This is a genomic window from Comamonadaceae bacterium M7527 (genome assembly GCA_021044545.1).
Taxonomy (GTDB): Bacteria; Pseudomonadota; Gammaproteobacteria; order Burkholderiales; family Burkholderiaceae_C; genus RS62.
In genome coordinates, this window is record CP087990.1 from 1,984,757 (window position 1) to 2,002,484 (window position 17,728).

A 17,728-nucleotide genomic window follows, 5' to 3' on the forward strand; every position below is an offset into this window, starting at 1 on the left:
CCGCACACATAACAGGACGTAACTGTGGACTCACTACTGAGCGCTGAAGAGCTGGACGCACTTGCCGCAGGCATGAGTGACGGCTCTATTGAGGTGGACACTGGCTACAACACGCAAGCCAATGTGCGCAAGCACGACCTTGCCAGTGAAGACAGCAGCCTTGGCGTGAACATCTCGGCGATCGACATGATCAACGAGCGCTTTATTCGTCAGTTTCGCCTGGGCATGCTGGAGGTGCTGCGCACCAGCCCGCGTGTCAACCCCGCGCGTGTACAAATCACGCGCTTTGGTGACTATCTCAAAACGCTTCGCGCACCGCTGAGTGTCAACGTCATGCGTGCCAGCCCATTGCGCGGCCACTGCATGGTGGTGATTGAGCCCACAGTTGTCTTCAGCTCGTTAGACAGTTTTTTTGGCGGCTTTGGCCGTGGCGTGGGGCAATTGCCACCTGGACGCTTGTTCACGCCCACAGAAACACGCATTATCAAGATTATTTTGGACGTGTTCACCAAGTCGCTGAAAGACGCATGGGCACCTATTTACGCCCTGGACTTTGAACACGTCAGCTCAGAAATTAATCCGCAGTTTGCTCAGATTGCCGATGAAAACGACTTGGTCATTCTCAGTCGCTTTGAGGCCGAACCTACTGAGCAAGGCAAGGGGTTTGTTGACTTGGTCTACCCCTATGCGTCGCTCAAGCCTATTCGCGATTTACTGCGCAGCCGCGTGCAGTCTGGCGATGGCAACGAAGCCTCAGACAAGCAATGGCGTGCTGATCTGGAAGCCGCCGTACACGACTCTGGCCTTGAAATGCAAGTACTGTTGGGCCACTTGACGGTGCAGTTGTCACAGCTGGAGACCATGAAAGAAGGCGACGTGCTGTACTTCAAAAAACCAGACCTGGCGCGTGCTTACTTTTCGGACATCCCCGCATTTGATGTGGAAGTCGGTAGTGTGGGCAGCCAGATTGCTGCAAAAATCGAACATGCAGTTGACCCCGATCAGCTGTAAACACCTTTTTAGGAATAGCCATGAACGACAACGAACAAGACGACAACGGCACCATCAATGCCGATGTGCTGGAGAATATTCCGGTCACACTCTCTATTGAGGTTGGACGCGCCGTTATTAAAATTCGCGATCTCATGCGCCTCACCCAGGGCAGCGTGGTCGAGCTAGACCGTATCGCGGGCGAGCCGCTGGACCTGATGGTGAACAACACCGCAGTGGCGCAAGGCGAGGTGGTGCTGGTGAATGACCGCTACGGTATACGCCTGACGCGTGTAGTGCCCGCGTCTGAGCGCATGAAAAACCTGCAGTAAAACCACCATGACACCTTCTGTATCTATGGCGGACTGGCTACAACTTGTAGCCAGTTTTGCGTTTGTATTAGGCCTGTTGGCATTGGTGTTGTGGGGCTTGCGTCGCATGCAGCACAGCAAGGCCTTTGGTCGCAAGGACGCACAGCTGCAGCTGGTTGATACCTTATCTGTGGGACCAAGGCAAAATAATTATTCTGCTTCGCGTGCGCGACCAGGAGCTGGTGGTGGGTGTTGGCCCACACGGCATGACCGCGTTGGGCGCACCCGGCGAAGTGGTTGTACAAGCTACAACGACGGCCCCGCAGTCAGGCGACTTTGCGCGCACATTGGCAGGCATGAAAGACGACGCGTCATGATGAATCAATCCCAACGCCACCAGCGCCGTTTGGCAATTGCTGTACTGGCCCTGATTGCCACGTTGTTGCTAACGGCCATGCCGCAGCTGGCCCACGCTCAAGCCGGCGGCATTCCGTTGGTCAATGTCACGCAGCAAGGCGGTGGTGGCTCGCAATACAGCCTCACGCTGCAGCTGCTGGCCTTGATGACCACGCTCACGCTGTTGCCGTCGCTGTTGTTGATGATGACCTCTTTTGTGCGCGTCATCATAGTGATGTCGTTGTTGCGCCAAGCGCTAGGCACTGGTCAGACCCCCCCCAATATGGTGCTGGTGGGCTTGGCCATGTTTCTCACGCTGTTCATCATGCAGCCTGTGTTGTCGGATGTTTACACCAATGCTTTGCTGCCCTATATGGACGGCACCATGCAGTTTGATGTGGCATTGGCAGCAGCAGAAGCGCCTATTCGCGCCTTCATGCTCAACCAGACGCGTGAAGACGACATCGCCATGTTTATGGAGATTGCGCGCAACACCGATTTCAATTCGCCAGCAGACGTGCCCTTCACCACACTGGTGCCGGCCTTTATCACCTCTGAGCTCAAGAGCGCTTTCACCATTGGATTTTTGATTTACATACCGTTTGTGGTGATCGACTTGATTGTGGCAAGCGTGTTGATGTCCATGGGCATGATGATGCTGTCACCCATGATGATCTCCATGCCTTTCAAGCTCATGCTGTTTGTGTTGGTAGATGGCTGGTCATTAATCATGGGCTCTGTGGCCTCAAGTTTTGCAATGCCGTAGCGGCGTTGGTGCTCTAAGGAATACACAAATGGATACCGCAACTGTCGTTGATCTTGGGCGCTATGCGCTATGGATGACTGCGCTTATATCCGCGCCCTTGTTGGGCGTGGCATTGGGTGTGGGCTTGATTATTGGTATCTTGCAAGCCGCCACTTCTATCAACGAGATGACGCTTAGCTTTATCCCCAAGCTGGTTGCCTTGGGTGCGGCCATGGCCTTGTTTGGGGGCTGGCAAGTGAATACCCTGGTGGAATTCACGCGCATCATTTTTCAGCGCATTCCAACCTTGTTCCAGTAAACGGGCGGTCACGTGAACCTGCTTGCAGCCGAAGTCATAGAGCGCTTTTACAGCTTTCTGTGGCCTATGCTGCGTATCTCTGCGCTGTTGATGACAGCACCTTTGTTTTCACAAAGGGCGGTGAGCGTGCGTATACGCGTGCTGTTGGGTGTGGCGCTCACCTGGCTGATTTACCCCTTGTACGACTGGCCCCGGCTTGATCCCTTGTCTGCGCCTGGCCTGTTAGAGGTGTTCAACCAGATTTTTATTGGCGCGTCCATGGGCTTGTTGTTGCAAGTGGTGGTCGCCGCCATGATTGTGGCGGGCCAAAGTGTGTCTGCTGCCATGGGCTTGTCTATGGCCAACATGATTGACCCTAATATGGGCAACGTGCCTGTGGTTGCCCAACTGCTGCTCATCATGTCTACGCTTATTTTTGTGGGCAGTGGCGGCCACGCGATTTTGATGGGGCTGGTTCTGGAAAGCTTTCAGGTTTTGCCCATAGGCCAAAGCCTGCTAGACCAAAACCACTGGGGCCGCTTGGTCACCTGGAGTTCCATGATGTTTGTGGGTGCTGTGCTCATAGCCCTGCCTGTGATGGTCACGCTGTTGTTCATCAACGTGGGCTTGGGCGTGGTGACCAAGGCTGCGCCTAGTCTCAACATTTTTGCGGTGGGCTTCCCAGCCATGGTGTTGGCGGGTTTGATAATTCTGATTTTGTCCCTGGAAAGCGTGGGCGGGCGCATGGAGTGGCTGTGGATGCAGTCGTTCATCATGTTGCGCGACTGGGCAGGTCCTGGCGTGGGCGGGGCTTAAACCATGGCTGAAGAAACCGGCGCAGAAAAAACGGAAGAACCCACCGCGCGCAAACTGCAAAAAGCGCGTGAAGACGGGCAGGTGGCGCGCTCCCAAGAGATGCCAGGTGCCACCGTGATGATTGGCACTGTGGCCTTGATCGTATTGATGGGCGGCTGGCTCATTGCGGGGCTTATTGAAGTTTTTAAAGCCGGTTTTGTGTTTGACCGCACCACCTTGGCCTCGCCAAACCTCTTGCCGCTGTCGTTTGGTTCGCAAGCGGTCAGCGCCTTTGTGGTGTTGATTCCGGTGTTTATCGCCACCATCGTGTTGGCGATTTTGTCGTCGGGAGCGACTGGCGGCTATTTGTTTTCGCTCAAATCCATTGCGCCCAAGGCCAGCAAAATAAGCCCTATTGAGGGCTTCAAGCGCATGTTTGGTCCCAAGGCCTTGATCGAACTGACCAAAGCCATTTTGAAATTCACATTGGTCACAGGCGTGTTGGTGCTGATGATCAGCATCAACCTGGACGAATTGATTCAGATTGGTCGCATGCCACTAGAGCCAGCCATGCAAAAGTCAGGTGAGCTTATTGCTGAGGCGGCGCTTTATGTGACCTTGTCCTTGGTGGTGATTGCCGCTATTGACGTGCCGTGGCAAAAGCGCGAGTTCAACAACCGCATGAAGATGACCAAGCAAGAGGTCAAAGACGAGTACAAAGACATAGAAGGCCGTCCCGAGGTGAAGGCGCAGATTCGCCGCCGCCAGCGTGAGATGTCCAACCAACGCATGATGCAAAGTGTGAAAGACGCCGACGTGGTGGTCACCAACCCTGAGCACTTTGCGGTGGCTTTGTCGTACGACCCAACTGGTGACGGCGCTCCCATTGTGGTGGCCAAAGGCGCTGACCTCATTGCTGCCAGCATTCGCGAAGAAGCCACTACCCACGGCGTGTATATTTTCCAGGCACCGCCACTGGCCAGAGCTTTGTTTTACACCACCGAGGTGGATCAAACCGTACCCGAAGAACTTTATGTGGCGGTGGCCCAGGTTATCGCGTATGTATTCAGCCTGGACACGGTCAAGCCTGGCCAGCCAGGCATGCAAAAGCCCAAACCACAAGTGCCACCAGAGATGGCCTTTGACGCATCGGGTAAATTGCAGTGATGTCACAACTATTCGGCGCTGAGCCCCGCCAGCGTCCACGCAAGCCACTATGACCGACACAACAAGCCCACAGTTTGCCCATGACGACTTGTTTTTGCGCGACGCCGACCGTGAGCGCATGGCGTTGGCCTATGGCGCACTAATTGCCAAGCGTCAGAGTTTGTTGCTGGCCAGTAGTAGCGATGTGCTGCTGGAGCACTACGGCAAAATCCTGGTGCAACAACTCAGGTGTCACGACGACGTCCACGTTGAGGTGTACTTCCCCAGCAGCTCTGAGGCATTGATACAGCGGTTTAACGATGTGTTGGCCCCCATGTCTCTCGAGGATGCGGTGTCAACCCAAGGCGCCAGTTTGCCGGCGCGTATCTTGGTGTTGCACGACGCACGCTCTGTTCAGACGTCTCAGTTGGAGCTATTGGCGCGTTTGGTCAACGACTTCCCGGGTGCCAATGTGCGCGTGGTGTTGCTCATCAACACGCAAAGTCAGCTTGAAAAGGACTTGGCCGCATTTGGCAAGCGCATGTCGCGCTGGACCATAGACATGCCAGATGCAGATGGTGGGCAGGCGTTTTTGCGTCAAGCCACCCTGGCCGGGCTTGAACAGCCCGCCACCTTGTTGCTGGAGCGCTTGGGCTTGCTGGGTCAGGACGATGACTTGCTGCCAGATGACACGCTGGATTTGGCTGAGCGCGACCCCGCCGCCGAGCAAGCCTTGCTGCAGGCGGTTGCCCAGCGCGCACATGCCAGCACCGACGATGCTGAGCGTGCCCATCGTGTTTGGGGTGTCAAGTGGATGGTATTGGCTGTCGTGTTGTTGCTGGCTATATCTGCCGCTGCCGTGGTGGGTTTGTCTGACAAGTACCGCCAGGCAGGCTTGGCTGCTGTGCAGTCATGGAGCGATCAATTAAAAGCCTTGGGCGCAAGTGCTGAACAAGGCGCTGAGGAGACCGCGGTTGAGCCTGGCAACGCTGGCGAAGAGGCGGTTGCGCAAGATCCGGTGGTGGTCGGGCGGGACGACCTCACCGAACGCTTGGCGGCGGCCTTGAAGGCCGACGAGCAAGATCAGGCGCTACCTGAAACTGAACAAGCGTCCGAGCAAGAGCCAGTGGTTGCAGAACCTGAGGCAGACGCACAAGCCGTTGTTGAAAGCGGGGAGGTTACTGAGGAGGCCAACGCGCCCCCCATTGATGCCTTGTGGACCGATGCACGAACCGACTTGCGCATAGAGCTCACGCAACGCAACTTGCAGGCGCAGGCCGGTGAAGACGTGGTTGCGTCTGATCGGTTTACACCTGTTGTGACTTCGCCTGCCACGCCTGCGCCGGAGCCGGTCGTCTCTGCGCCTCAGCCCGAGAGCAGCACTGCATCGCTGCCCAGCGGTAACAGCTGGGTGCGGCAGTTGCCGCAGACCAACTGGTTGATACAGTACGTCTCCGTATCAGAGCTGGCCCAGGCGCAGCAGTGGGTTCAGGACAGGCCTCAACTTGAGGGCTTGCAGATTTTGGCCATGCTCAAGCGCAACAACAAGCAGCTGCACTACGTGGTGGTGCAAGGGCCGCACACGAGCCAGGCGCGAGCACAAGCTTTTGCGTCTCGTGCCGAATCACTTAAAGAGTACTGGATTCGCACGGTTAGGTCCGTACGCGGCGACATGGTTCAGCCTTGATCCAGCACCTTGATGAATTGACTTATGGCCACTAAACCGACTGTTATTGCCAGCCAAAGGCCGCGCGAAATCCGATTGGATCAAGCGGGGCAGCGTGCGTCTGTGCCTGTTGGCGATGAGCCTAAAGGCGATGTGCGCCAGGTGGGCACTTCCAACACGGCATTGCCCGCGCACAAGCATGTCGAGGCTGGGCCCATGGTGGTGCGTCCTGCTACCAAGCTGAAAGTGGTGGCGCCGCCGCCGGAGTTGTTGGCAGCCATTCTCAAAGCCAAAGAAGAGCCGGCCAAGGCAACGCAGGTCGAGCCGGACGCTTTGTCTACCAGGGGCTTGGACTTTTCTGCCAGGCTAAAACTGATTAAAGAGCAAAACGCAGCATTAAAGAAACAGATGACGTCTTTGGAACGAAAGCCCCTAGCCGCACAGGCGACGGTCTCCAAAGCGCAATCCCGTATCAAGGCCGTACTGGCTAGGAGAAAAGTGACATGAGCGACGACAAACAAGCAGGGCAAGATTTTGAGGCCGCACAGCCAGCGCCACAGATCGATGACAGCGATGTCAGCAGCGCTGCAGACTTGCTGGCGCAGACGACGGCAGCAGTCCCAAGCGCCACCGAGTCCGAAGAGGCTGTCGAACAAGCAGAACAGCTTGAGCCGGTTGAACAAGGCGAAGACGCGTCTGCAGATATGGCCCCGGTGGCTGCGACACCTATGGAGCGCAAGCGTAACGCCTTTATTGCAGAGCTTGAAGAGTTGGACGAACGCGATGAAGAAGTGCCACGCGACACACTCAGCGTGGGTTTGAGCCAAGAGGTACAAGACCATTTAGACGCCTTGAGCTCTGTTGTGCTGGACTCAGCCGACGTGGCGGCACGCTCTGCCAACGTGGCAACTGGTTTGGCCAGTGAGATGCGCAATGCAACCAAGGTGGTGGACAGTGCGCTGGTGAAGGCCACGCTGCACAGCAAAATCGTGTTGGGCGTAACCGCAGGCTTGCTGCTGATTGCCATGGGCGTATTTTTTGCCATGGCAGCATCGCTGCAAAGTCGTATTGGCCAGGCAGACGACATGCTGCTGGCTGTAGGTAAGCGCGTGGTAGAGCTCAATGCGGGCATTGAGGGTATCAACGCGATGAACCGCACGCTGGCCACCTTTGGCGACAGCACCAACGCACTGATGGAGGCGCAAGCCAAACTGGAAGAGCGCGTGAAAACGGCGTTGGGCGAATCCAACGCGCTGGTGAGCAGCTTGCCCCAAGAGGCTGCCAAATCTATTGAAGCAGGCAGCCAAGCCTTGGTGAAGCAAGTCGGCGCACTGGACGGCCAGCTCAAAAAACAAGCTGGTGCCATATCAGCGCTTAGCGGGCAGATGAAAGCGCTTAAAAGTGCGGTGGGTGAGGTAGACCCGCTCAAGCGTGATGTACAAGCCCTGATCACCTTGCAAAAGCAGCGTTATCTAGAAGCCTTGCAGCAACAAAACAGCTCCAACAATCGCGAGCAAGCGCTTACCTACCCACGCCCAGCGCCACCCAAGAGTGACGCGCCCAGCGCAGCAGCTGCACAATAAACAGCCAGCGTTGTAGCTGCAATGGCGCGACTTGCTCGCGCCATTGTCATGGTCATTGAGTGAATGCAAAGCGGTAGCTGTTGCTGGCGGTTCATCGGTTTGCAGCGTGCCAAGCGGCGTGTAGCCCATTTGCCAGCACCATTTGCCAGCACCATCATGTACCCCTGGCGGCTTGCCGGTCAGCCGGGTGCATCACCTCGTACCACCTCGCACCACAGGTCATGACTCAATGACGTGGGCATACCCTGGCCAACACCTTCAATACCGTTCACGCCTCCATGGTGTGGCGACGTTGTAGCGAACACGATGTGGGCTGCCACCGCGGCCTTGGTGTGGTCTGTACGCCTGAGTGGGCTTGCGTGTTGGCTTGCCGTGTAGGTGAGTCTCAAGTAACCCATAGCCACCAGTGCAGATACAAAAATGCCGCATCAGCTGCGGCATTGTGGGTTGAGACAGGCGTTGTTGGGGGTTAGCCACCACCGTCAATAATGACTTCAATACGGCGGTTGCGTGCGCGTCCAGCAGCTGTGTCGTTGGTCTCAATGGGGCGTGTATCGGCATAGCCGCTCACACTCATAGTCCCTCTGGTACGCCTGCTCGTGCAGTAAGGTAGTCTGCCACCGCGCCTGAGCGTGCGCCCGACAAGTCCCAGTTGGATTTGAAGCGCTCGTTGAATACCACGGGCACATTGTCCGTGTGGCCTTCAATGAAGATGCGCCCGGTACTGGTGGCAATGGACTGGCCCACGCTGTTGAGCACTTGCGTAAAGCCTGGCTGTAGGTCGGCTGAGCCTGAGGTGAATGAGCCCTGTTCTGCCAGGCGGATGATGATCTTGGCACCATCGCGTTCAACTTCGGCTTTGCCAGCCTCAATCTCCTTGGCCAGCTCTTTGCGTATGCGTGCAAATTCATTATCGGTTTGCGCTTGGGTTGCAGCGCCTATACCGCCGCCTGCGCCACTGGCTTGGCCAGCGGTTGCGTCACGTACCTCTACCTGTGCATCCACTTGGGCTTGCACCTGGGCTACTTTGGCATACAAGTCAATGGTGGCTTGGGCCACTGAGCCGCCTTGCGCCTGGCCTTGTTCAGCGGCACCTGCTGCGCTGGCGCCACTGGCGGCAGCGCCTGCAGCCAGCGCACCATTTGCTGTTGCTCCGCCTGCTTGCGAGCCTGCTGTACTGCTGCCACCACTTTGTGCGCCGCTTGCGCCGGCACCGCCAGCGGAGTCGCCGTTTGCGCCTGCGCCGCCTTGTTGCGCGCCAGATGCACCAGCGCCACCACCGCCCGGTGTGTCGTTGACCAACACCACCACTTTGCCGTTGTCGGTGGTCACTTCAACCTGGCCAGACGCAATTTCGTTGGCCAAGGCTTTGGCAACCTCTTTGGCCGCTTCCTGCGGGCCGTCGCTGCCGGGGCCTTCATCGGTTTTGACAACAGGTTCTGGCTTACGCTCGTCTGTGGTTTCTTGCTTGACGTTGTTCAGCGGGGTGGGTTGCGTAATAGCCGGGCTGAATTCGCGCGCAATGATACTGGTACCTTTGGGTGACTCCACCACCGGAATAATGCGCTGCACACCAAACGAATTTTTGAGTGAGCCGTTGATTTGCTTGAACTTGGGTACGTTCATTTCGGCGAACGACAAAATCAGCACAAAGAAGGCCATTAGCAGCGTCGCCATGTCGGCAAAGGTTGCCATCCAAGCGGGCGCACCCGCCTTGCATTCGGGGCATTCCTCGCACTTGGGGCATTCCGGCTCGGCCGGCGCTATGGGCGGCGGCGCTTCAGCCTCTTCCGCGGCCGCGGCTGCTGCTACGGCTTCTTCGTCTGTGGGTGTTTCTTCTGTTGCCACGGCTGTTCAGTCTGTTGTGTTGCTTGTGGGCGAGCGGATTAGGCCGCTGCAGCTTCCAGCTTGCCGCGAGCCTTGGGGTTCACGAAAGAAATGAGTAGGTCGGTCAACATGCGTGGGTTGCCGCCGCTTTGAATGAACATCACGCCCTCGATGATGAGTTCGTGGTTTAGCGCTTCGGCTGCGTCATGCTTGGCCAGCTTTTGGTTCAACGGAATGCAAATCACGTTGGCAATCACAGCGCCATACATGGTGGTCAGCAGCGCCACGGCCATGGCTGGACCAATTGATTTTGGGTCGGACATGTTGCCCAACATCAGCACCAAGCCCACCAGGGTGCCAATCATGCCCATGGCAGGCGCAATCTCCTGGGCAGACGCGATAAAGCCCATACCGTCGGCATTGCGGTTTTTGATCATCGCCATCTCGCGCTCAAGAGAGCTCTTGATCATGGCGCCGTCTGTGCCGTCTACCAGCATGCGAATGCCTTTGGCCAAAAACGGGTTGGCAATGTCTTGGCCTTCCAGTGCAATCATGCCGTCTTTGCGTGCGATGGTGCCCAGATTCACCAGTTGCTCAATCAAGTCTTCAGGTTTGTCGATTTTGTATTTAACGGTTTTGAGCACCACACTAAAAATACCAACGAATTCAGGGATAGAGCTGCGCGCCAAAACTGCTGTGAGCGTGCCCAGCACCACGATGTAGACCGAGGGCATGTCGATAAAAGGCGTCGGGTCGCCCATGGCCATAAGAATCAGGCCAAAGGTTGCTGCAAAGCCGATGATGGTTGCGATATCCATGAGTGTGGTCTCGTCGGTTGACTGTGTGACGCAACGCTTGCATGGCGTAAACGTGCACGTGGGTTATGTGGACTGTGCCTGGTGGCGCTTTTAAAAAAGCGGTGCCTTTAATTTTGGCAGTTTTCAGTGCTTAAGGTATCGTCACGCATGGGTTTTTCTTGAGTTTGCGCGGTCTTTTTTAAAGCTGGTCAATCCTTGGTTTTCAGTATTGTGCGCTTGCAGAAAAAACTAGTTCTTTTGTGTTTTTCAACTGCCGCGAGCCGCTTGCAGTACAGTAGCCGCCAGGCAGCCGATTTTTTTCACAAGTGCCCGCCCCGGTGTGCACACACTCAATTTTCAAGCGCCACAGTTATGACATATTCGACAAGCCGAATAGCCAAACAAAGCATTGCCATAAGCCTTTGCGCGGCCGCGCTGGTGTTGCTAGCCGGTTGCCAGCGCTATGAAAACACACCGCAATGCGCTGAAGTGACCAGTGCTGGCTATACGGGCTACTTTGAGGTGAGTGATGACGGCTTGGCCAGAGACCGGGTAACAGGTACACGCTGGTACCGTTGCAACGCGGGTGAGCGGTTTCAGGATGGGCAGTGCGTGGGCAAGTCTGTGAATTTGCCGCTGGCAGAGGCCTTTGCCTATGCCGAGGAGTTTTCCAGAGCGTCTGGCCGCCAGTGGCGTTTGCCCACACAAGATGAGATGGAGACTTTGCGTCTGGACCACTGCGTTAACCCGTCCATCAACCCCAATGTGTTTCCCAGTGTGCAGGTCAGCAACTACTGGACGTCAACCAAGAGCACGCGCAATGCGGTGCTTGGCTGCACCACCTACACCTACGACGGTAACAACTTTTGTGGCGAGCGCAAAGACGTGGAACGCCCGTTTTTGTTGGTGGTCAACTAAGCCGCTCGCAAATCGTACTTGTTGATTTTCTCGATCAGCGTGGTGCGCTGCAACGATAGCAATTTGGCGGTCTTGGACACGTTGCCCTCTGACATCTCCAAAGCCTGCGCGATGTAGTTGCGCTCTATATCGGCCAGGCGTTGCTTAAGCGGCACGCCTTCTGGCGGTAACTCATCAAGGCCTTGGGCCAGCATGATGATGTCTTGTACAGAGCTGTCATCCTCCATTGGCAACAAGGCTTGCGTGGCGTGTGAGGCCTTGACCTCTTGCGGCATTTCGGGGAACAGCTCCAGTACGTTGCTGGCTGCAATCTGGCCAAACAGCTCATCACGCAACGACGCCAGGCCCTTGGGCAGCATGGCCGCAGGCACAGTGCGCAAGCCAATTTCTTGGCCTGGAAAAAGCGCTGTGAAACGGTCAATCAGGTTGATGAGCTCGCGTACATTGCCTGGCCACTGGTAGCTTTTCAGCGCCAGCATCATGTCTGGACTGATGCGAATGGGGTTGCGTTCTTTGGCAGCCAAGCGTTGTGCATGGTGGGCAACGATTTCTGGAATGTCTTCGGTGCGCTCACGCAGTGCAGGTGTACGCAGTGGCAGCACGTTGAGGCGGTAGTACAAGTCTTCGCGAAAACGCCCAGCTTTCACCTCAGCCTCTAGGTCTTTGTGCGAGGCCGACACCACACGCACATCGATGTCTACAGACTTGGTAGAGCCTACGGGGTCTACCGAGCGCTCTTGCAACACGCGCAGCAGCTTGACCTGTATGTCTAGCGGCAAGTCGCCTATCTCGTCTAAAAACAAGGTGCCGCCATGGGCCAGCTCGAAGCGTCCCACGCGATCAGTCACCGCGCCCGTGAACGCGCCTTTGCGGTGGCCAAACAGCTCAGCTTCTACCAGGTCTTTGGGAATGGCGGCGCAATTAACCGGTACAAAGCGCCCGCCCGCGCGGTCAGATTGGTCGTGCAAGGCCCTGGCGACCAGTTCTTTGCCGGTGCCGCTTTCGCCTGAAATCAAAACGGTTGCGTTGGCGTTGGCGACAGTGGTAATTAGCCCTCGCAGCGCACGCATTTCCTCCCCCCGCCCAATAATAGGCGTGGATTTTTTGTCGTTTGTACTCATAAGAGGCCATTGTCCAAGCGGGGCGTGCGCACGCCAAGTCAACAAAAGTTAGTTTTCAATCTAATTTGAGAAAGTGCTGTAACTCTTTGGTATGTATTCAGTTTTTCATAACTTGCGTGTATCGTTGTTAAAGACTCAGGACGCTGTGCCGATACTGTGTGGGTACGCTTCAATGCGAATGAAACACCTAGGAGTTCCGTCATGCAATCCCATTCATCTGTTGTCGCCCGTCTCATGAAATTGGCAGGTTTGAGCGCCCTTGCCGGTGTGTTGGCAGCTTGCCAAACCATGGATGCACCGAGTGCCACGCAGTCTGGCGGCGAGATGGACGCGCCTGTTGTGCGCTCTGCGCGCGCTTCCATGATTGCCCCCATTGTTGAAACCCGCGAGACGATTACGGCTACCGGATACGCTGTGATCAGTGTGCAAAATCACAAAACGGCTGCGCAAAAGCGCTTGCTGGCCATTCGCGCCTCCAAGCTTGACGCCTACCGCTCACTCACCGAGCAGGTCTACGGCCAGCACTTGGACGCCACCACCACGGTTGCCGACATGACGGTGATGAGCGACACCTTCCGTTCGCGCGTTGAAGGTGTGATTTACGGCGCCGTGCTGGTCAGCATCACGCCCGCTGGCGAAGACACCTACGAGACCACACTGTCGCTGGATTCGCGTGTGGTGGATGATTTACGGGCCTTGTACCTGGGCCAGCTGGCGTCACGCGTCAACTGATGCGGCTTGGCCAGCACTTGCAGGTGCTGGTCGCAGCGGTAATCGGGTGCGATTTGTGCTTGTAAAACACCATGAGTCGTCAAATCGTCACCCCTCAATTGCTTATTGGCAGCCTGCTGGCTGCCTGTCTGGCCTGTGCCAACAGCGCTTGGGCGCAAGCTGATACGCCATTGCGTGTCTTGGAAAAAGAGTTGGGCATCCCATATGGTGGTGTCGTTGAGGTGCAAGCCGGCACTGCTGCAACCGTTCAACCTGGCGTATCTGGGCCTTTGGCTCAGACCGCTGCTACAGCGGCAGAGCCCAACCAGCAAGAGGCCAATGCCGATACTGCACAGCCGGCCACTGCGCCCACGCCTGAAGCGCAACAACAAGCCAGACTAGATGCCATGCGCGCACTGGTCGGCGTGCCCACGGCTGAGCCAGAGCCGTCAAAGGCAGGCCAGCAGGCGGACCCGCAAGCCGAGCCAACAGACCCGTTTGAGCAACAGCTGGCCGCCATACGCAAAGCCTTGGTTGATGAGGCCTTGAAAGGCCCCACCCGCGTGGTGTCTACGGCATGGGTGGATCAAGAAGGGCGTTTGCACGAAGACATGGAAGTCACCAACGGCATGAAAGTGCGTGGTGTGCGCGTGCTGGATTATCTGGATAACGGCAAAAACAATATCGTGGCGCGCATAGCCACCGAGCAGCAGCAAGCCGAGACACCGCAGACGCGCACTTGTGCCGCACCTGAAGACCCGCGTTGGGCGCAGCACGTGAGTTTTATCAGTGAGTTGGGCCCAGGCATTCGCGGTGAAGACATGCACTATGCCGCTGAGATACTAGGTGTGTGGCGCAACACCTGGGTTGCTGTTGCCAACAGCCAGGCCCAACGCTGGCGTCAAAGCGTGCATACGCCCAGCCAATTAGACGCCTATCAAGCGGCTTTACAAGGCGAAAGTAACGCGCAAATGGGCGACTGGCAATTGCGTCTTGTCGTGCGCGCCGCGCCGCCTGCGCCGCCAGCAGCAGCTGCAAATGTGGGGCAACTGGGCCAAGCAGTCGCCCCTGAGCCGGCTAAAGTCACAGACTGGCAGGTCGATATAGCGTTGACCAAGCGGGGGCAAACGCAGCCCATCATGCGTGACACCCAGCGCCTGAGCTGGTCTGTGGCCGAGCTGGGGCTGGTGCCGCCGGATGTGCCGCAAGCGCTGATTGAGCAAATACGCCAGGCCAGTGCGACCGGTGTATTGGCTCTGAACGAGCAAATGGCCTGTGAGCCCATACAGTTTTCGTTAATGAGTCAAGATGGCGCTGACCTGGTCATCAGTGGTGGCAGTCACAATGGCTTGCGCGTAGGGGACCGATTGGTACTGGTAGACAGCCGAGAGTTGCCCAAACGCGTGTTGCACGCAGGTGTGGTGAAGCGCCTCGCTTTGGCGCAAGTGGCCCAATTGGGTATGGGGCAGTCAACCGTGCGCCAGGTGGCAGGCCCCGCGTTGCCAGCATCGGCTGACAGCGCTTGGGTGGCCATGCCGTACTAAGTAAGCGCCACATGTGGCATAGATATTTAGAGAGAACACCGAGATGATTCAGCAAACACATACCCATTGGTCACGCCCGCTAGCCCTTATGGCCGCAGGTCTTGCAACGTGTGCCTTACTGGCTGTGGGTTGGGTCGGCCAGACACATGCCCAAGGCGTGAGCATATTGGCCAACGACGCGTTGAAAGCCTTGCTGGGCGACCAAGTTGACCTGCCCCCAGCGGATGCCAACGACGCCGCGGGCAGCACCGTTGTGATGGGCGGTGCGGTGGCCAGCGATGGCTCACGCAATACCTACCGCGTACAGCGCGGCGAGACGCTGGACCGCATCATTCGCAAGACCATGCCCGGTAGTGTGTTGAGTATGTCTGTGCTGCGCAAAGCCTTTACAGCGCTGAACCCACACGCATTCCCGCGCGGCACACCCCACATTATTCTGGCCAATGCGGTGTTGCAAGTGCCCACCATTGATGACTTGCGAGCCATGGCCAATGGCCAACCCATGACCGCTGCCAGCGACGCCAGTGGTGGCTACACCGGCACCGATAAACGCAAGTGGGTACGCTTCCCCTGAACAGGGGCAAGTTGCTATGTTGTACACGCCCGAAACCTTGGCGTTGGCTGGGCGTGCCAATCCTGTACTGTTAGAAGGGCGCTCACCCATTATTCAGGCCGCGCAAGCACGCGCGTTGGGCCTGACAGACGGCCAGGTGGTCAGCGCGGTTGCCGAGGTTCGCGGCGAGCGTCTAAAGCTTATGCTGCAGGGCAGAGCCATTGATTGGCCGGCTGGCATGCGCCTGAAGGCGGGTGACACAGTGACCTTGAGCGCGCATGTTCAAACCAATGGCAGCTGGTTATTTAAGCCTTTGTCAGTAGGCGCTTCGCGCCCCGATACCAAATCGGCCCCACCAGCCAGCGGCGCACCGCAGACCTCCGCTTACGCACCTTTGGCCAATGCCGATGCTGCCATGTCGGGGCGCCTGTCTGGCTTGTTGGCCCGCGCACCTGACACAAGGGCTTGGACGCATTTATTTCAAAGCGGTGCCATCAGTCAACTGGCCAGTGCCTTGGGCAGTAGTTTGTCTGGTGTATCCAGTGCGCAGCCTGGTGCAGCGGCTACTGGACGCAGCGAGTGGTTTGATTTTTGGCCAGCGCTGCGCCTTAGCATGGCCAGCCTAAGCCCCAGAGGTTTGCGCGAAGCCATGCTGGCCAACGGTTTGTCGGCCGAAGCGCTGTTGGCCAGAGGCTCTCCAGCAGCCGCCCAAGACACCAAAACCCTGCTGCGCAATTTGTTGCGCAAGCTGGGCCCTACTGCGCCTAACAGTGCGGTGGTGAGTGAAGCCCTGGACGACTTGGAACGGGCACAAGTGGAGGCCGTGCAAGCGCTTGACAGGCGAGAGCTGCTGTTTTCAATGGTGTTGCCGTTTACGGACGCCGACCCCATTCACCTGCGGTTCAAACGCCCTGCGCGCCACAGTCCCGACGACCCAGCTGTGTTTACAGTAGACGTGCACACCAACAACCAGCGCCTGGGTGAGTTGTGGCTGCGCACTGTTATCACGCAGCCAAGTGCTGGCACCACCGAGCCACCGTCTGTTGACATGACCATGTGGGCCGTACGAGATGACGTCGCACGCGCCGCCCAGCTTGCCGGTGCTGATCTGGCCGACGAGTTGGAGGCCAAAGGATTGGCTATGACCAAGCTGCAAGTGTTCAACGCGGCCAGACCGGCCAGCAGTCACGCCTGGCACCCACCCAGTGCTGGTACCGTTGTGGATGTCAACGCATGAAACGCACCACTCTAGAAGCGGTGGCGCTGGAATACGGCGAGCACCAAACCCCAGTGGTCACGGCCAAAGGTCAAGACGAGCTGGCGCAGCGTATTTTGGATGTTGCCAACGCGCAAGGCATTTATGTGGCACAAGACCCGGCCCTGCTGGCCATGCTCAGCCGCTTGGATATTGAGCAAGAAATACCGCCGCATTTGTATGCGGCTGTAGCGGTAATTTTGAGTTGGGCTTATTGGTTGAAGGGCATGGAGCCTGGGGATGAAAAACGGCATTTGTGATGGGGCCGCTCCCTGTGTGGCTTAAGCCTCGTTGTAGCCGCGAGCCCGTTTGACTCGGCTAAGCTTGCCCAGGCGGTCGTACACCTCAACAGAGGCCTGACCGCTGGCGCCTTGCAGGGCAGCGATAGTGCCGCGTATGGCGTCTAGTTGACGCGCAATCAATAGTTCGTTGCGCCTGTGTGCGTCACGGCACTGGGCCATGGTGTCTTTGAAAGCGTCCCACGCCGGATCGCTTAAAGGGTGTTGCGCGGCATTGGTCGCGTCTGGTGTGATGCCAGTGATTTGGCCAATCGACGCGAGCAACTCAGCTTTGCCGGGTTGCAGTTGCTCAAAGCTGTCAATTTGTTGGGTTTTGAGTGCCGCGAACTCTTCTTCCAGCAACGCTTGCAACCTGTTCGCGCGCGCAAGCGCCGCCGCAGCCTTATCGGCTAGGTTTGTTGCATGGCTTGCGGCTAAGGGTTCAGGCATGGGCTACCAAGAAAGCTTAGTCTTGGATCATTTGCTCAATGGCCACAAAATTCTCGGCAATGCGGCGTGCATTTAACGGGTAGTTGCCGTCACGAATAGCTTGCTTGATACCGTCTACCTTGGCACGGTCAAACTCGGGCTCGGCCATGGCTTTTTGGGCGACGTCGCTCAGACTCAGCATATCGTCTTTCGGTGCGGCGCGCTCTGACGGCTTGGATGCGGCTGCACCTGTAGCGTCGTCAGATTTCTTTTGCGCCTTGTCCATTGCTTGGCGCGTACTCAGGTCTGGCTGGGCCACACGTGCTTGCTGCGTAATGGGGTTGGTCATGATGTGCTCACTTTTA

22 protein-coding genes are annotated in these 17,728 nt (G+C 57.2%); 16 read left to right on the forward strand and 6 right to left on the reverse strand.

What is annotated here, in order from left to right; genetic code table 11:
• Nucleotides 1-24: 24 nt before the first annotated feature.
• From fliM to LN050_09740, 10 genes are all read left to right on the forward strand, one after another.
• Complete coding sequence (fliM, locus tag LN050_09695) at nucleotides 25-1,011, forward strand: flagellar motor switch protein FliM (protein UFS56018.1); 987 nt, start codon at nucleotides 25-27, stop codon at nucleotides 1,009-1,011.
• A gap of 20 nt (nucleotides 1,012-1,031) precedes the next feature.
• Nucleotides 1,032-1,322 (forward strand): flagellar motor switch protein FliN, encoded by a 291-nt coding sequence (gene fliN / locus LN050_09700; protein UFS56019.1) that lies wholly within the window; start codon nucleotides 1,032-1,034, stop codon nucleotides 1,320-1,322.
• Nucleotides 1,323-1,525: 203 nt separating this feature from the next.
• On the forward strand, nucleotides 1,526-1,678 hold the full coding sequence (locus LN050_09705; protein ID UFS56020.1) for a hypothetical protein: 153 nt from the start codon (nucleotides 1,526-1,528) through the stop codon (nucleotides 1,676-1,678).
• The gene (gene fliP, locus LN050_09710; protein ID UFS56021.1) at nucleotides 1,675-2,463 is read left to right on the forward strand and encodes a flagellar type III secretion system pore protein FliP; all 789 of its coding nucleotides are present in this window, start codon (nucleotides 1,675-1,677) and stop codon (nucleotides 2,461-2,463) included. Before LN050_09705 ends, fliP begins: the two co-directional genes overlap by 4 nt.
• A 28-nt stretch (nucleotides 2,464-2,491) precedes the next feature.
• Complete coding sequence (gene fliQ / locus LN050_09715; protein UFS56022.1) at nucleotides 2,492-2,761, forward strand: flagellar biosynthesis protein FliQ; 270 nt, start codon at nucleotides 2,492-2,494, stop codon at nucleotides 2,759-2,761.
• Between the two features lie 12 nt (nucleotides 2,762-2,773).
• Complete coding sequence (gene fliR / locus LN050_09720) at nucleotides 2,774-3,556, forward strand: flagellar biosynthetic protein FliR (GenBank protein UFS56023.1); 783 nt, start codon at nucleotides 2,774-2,776, stop codon at nucleotides 3,554-3,556.
• 3 nt (nucleotides 3,557-3,559) lie between these two features.
• Nucleotides 3,560-4,702, forward strand: a complete 1,143-nt coding sequence (gene flhB, locus LN050_09725) for a flagellar biosynthesis protein FlhB (protein UFS56024.1) — start codon at nucleotides 3,560-3,562, stop codon at nucleotides 4,700-4,702.
• Between the two features lie 49 nt (nucleotides 4,703-4,751).
• Nucleotides 4,752-6,368 carry a hypothetical protein gene (locus LN050_09730; GenBank protein ID UFS56025.1) on the forward strand — a complete coding sequence of 539 codons (1,617 nt, stop codon included), beginning with the start codon at nucleotides 4,752-4,754 and terminating at the stop codon, nucleotides 6,366-6,368.
• A 24-nt stretch (nucleotides 6,369-6,392) separates the two neighbouring features.
• The gene (locus LN050_09735; protein UFS56026.1) at nucleotides 6,393-6,854 is read left to right on the forward strand and encodes a hypothetical protein; all 462 of its coding nucleotides are present in this window, start codon (nucleotides 6,393-6,395) and stop codon (nucleotides 6,852-6,854) included.
• Complete coding sequence (locus tag LN050_09740; GenBank protein ID UFS56027.1) at nucleotides 6,851-7,930, forward strand: hypothetical protein; 1,080 nt, start codon at nucleotides 6,851-6,853, stop codon at nucleotides 7,928-7,930. The genes LN050_09735 and LN050_09740 overlap by 4 nt, the downstream gene beginning before the upstream one ends.
• A gap of 179 nt (nucleotides 7,931-8,109) precedes the next feature.
• Here the strand turns inward: LN050_09740 and LN050_09745 are convergent, their stop codons facing one another.
• The 3 genes from LN050_09745 to LN050_09755 form a co-directional block, all read right to left on the reverse strand.
• On the reverse strand, nucleotides 8,110-8,328 hold the full coding sequence (locus LN050_09745) for a hypothetical protein (GenBank protein UFS56028.1): 219 nt from the start codon (nucleotides 8,326-8,328) through the stop codon (nucleotides 8,110-8,112).
• A 175-nt stretch (nucleotides 8,329-8,503) separates the two neighbouring features.
• Nucleotides 8,504-9,778 (reverse strand): OmpA family protein, encoded by a 1,275-nt coding sequence (locus LN050_09750; protein UFS56029.1) that lies wholly within the window; start codon nucleotides 9,776-9,778, stop codon nucleotides 8,504-8,506.
• A 38-nt stretch (nucleotides 9,779-9,816) separates the two neighbouring features.
• A complete protein-coding gene (locus LN050_09755) occupies nucleotides 9,817-10,575 on the reverse strand; it encodes a MotA/TolQ/ExbB proton channel family protein (protein ID UFS56030.1) in 759 nt (252 codons plus the stop codon).
• Between the two features lie 351 nt (nucleotides 10,576-10,926).
• Between LN050_09755 and LN050_09760 the strand changes: the two genes are divergently transcribed.
• Complete coding sequence (locus LN050_09760; protein UFS56031.1) at nucleotides 10,927-11,472, forward strand: DUF1566 domain-containing protein; 546 nt, start codon at nucleotides 10,927-10,929, stop codon at nucleotides 11,470-11,472.
• On the opposite strand, the gene LN050_09765 is transcribed toward LN050_09760, so the two are convergent.
• The gene (locus LN050_09765) at nucleotides 11,469-12,593 is read right to left on the reverse strand and encodes a sigma-54 dependent transcriptional regulator (GenBank protein UFS56032.1); all 1,125 of its coding nucleotides are present in this window, start codon (nucleotides 12,591-12,593) and stop codon (nucleotides 11,469-11,471) included. The two genes, LN050_09760 and LN050_09765, sit on opposite strands and share 4 nt — an antisense overlap.
• Nucleotides 12,594-12,794: 201 nt before the next feature.
• Between LN050_09765 and LN050_09770 the strand changes: the two genes are divergently transcribed.
• The 5 genes from LN050_09770 to LN050_09790 all read left to right on the forward strand — a co-directional run bounded on the left by LN050_09770 (nucleotide 12,795) and on the right by LN050_09790 (nucleotide 16,916).
• Nucleotides 12,795-13,325: an LPP20 family lipoprotein gene (locus LN050_09770; GenBank protein ID UFS56033.1), complete on the forward strand. Its 531-nt coding sequence runs from the start codon at nucleotides 12,795-12,797 to the stop codon at nucleotides 13,323-13,325.
• Between the two features lie 71 nt (nucleotides 13,326-13,396).
• Complete coding sequence (locus tag LN050_09775) at nucleotides 13,397-14,848, forward strand: hypothetical protein (protein UFS56034.1); 1,452 nt, start codon at nucleotides 13,397-13,399, stop codon at nucleotides 14,846-14,848.
• 43 nt (nucleotides 14,849-14,891) lie between these two features.
• Nucleotides 14,892-15,422, forward strand: coding sequence for a hypothetical protein (locus LN050_09780; GenBank protein ID UFS56035.1), 531 nt, complete (start codon nucleotides 14,892-14,894; stop codon nucleotides 15,420-15,422).
• A 16-nt stretch (nucleotides 15,423-15,438) separates the two neighbouring features.
• Nucleotides 15,439-16,638, forward strand: coding sequence for a hypothetical protein (locus LN050_09785; protein ID UFS56036.1), 1,200 nt, complete (start codon nucleotides 15,439-15,441; stop codon nucleotides 16,636-16,638).
• A complete protein-coding gene (locus LN050_09790; protein ID UFS56037.1) occupies nucleotides 16,635-16,916 on the forward strand; it encodes an EscU/YscU/HrcU family type III secretion system export apparatus switch protein in 282 nt (93 codons plus the stop codon). The genes LN050_09785 and LN050_09790 overlap by 4 nt, the downstream gene beginning before the upstream one ends.
• A 21-nt stretch (nucleotides 16,917-16,937) precedes the next feature.
• Here the strand turns inward: LN050_09790 and LN050_09795 are convergent, their stop codons facing one another.
• Together LN050_09795 and flgM are read right to left on the reverse strand one after the other, a co-directional pair.
• Nucleotides 16,938-17,384, reverse strand: a complete 447-nt coding sequence (locus LN050_09795) for a flagellar protein FlgN (GenBank protein UFS56038.1) — start codon at nucleotides 17,382-17,384, stop codon at nucleotides 16,938-16,940.
• A 16-nt stretch (nucleotides 17,385-17,400) separates the two neighbouring features.
• On the reverse strand, nucleotides 17,401-17,712 hold the full coding sequence (gene flgM, locus LN050_09800; protein ID UFS56039.1) for a flagellar biosynthesis anti-sigma factor FlgM: 312 nt from the start codon (nucleotides 17,710-17,712) through the stop codon (nucleotides 17,401-17,403).
• Nucleotides 17,713-17,728: the final 16 nt, after the last annotated feature.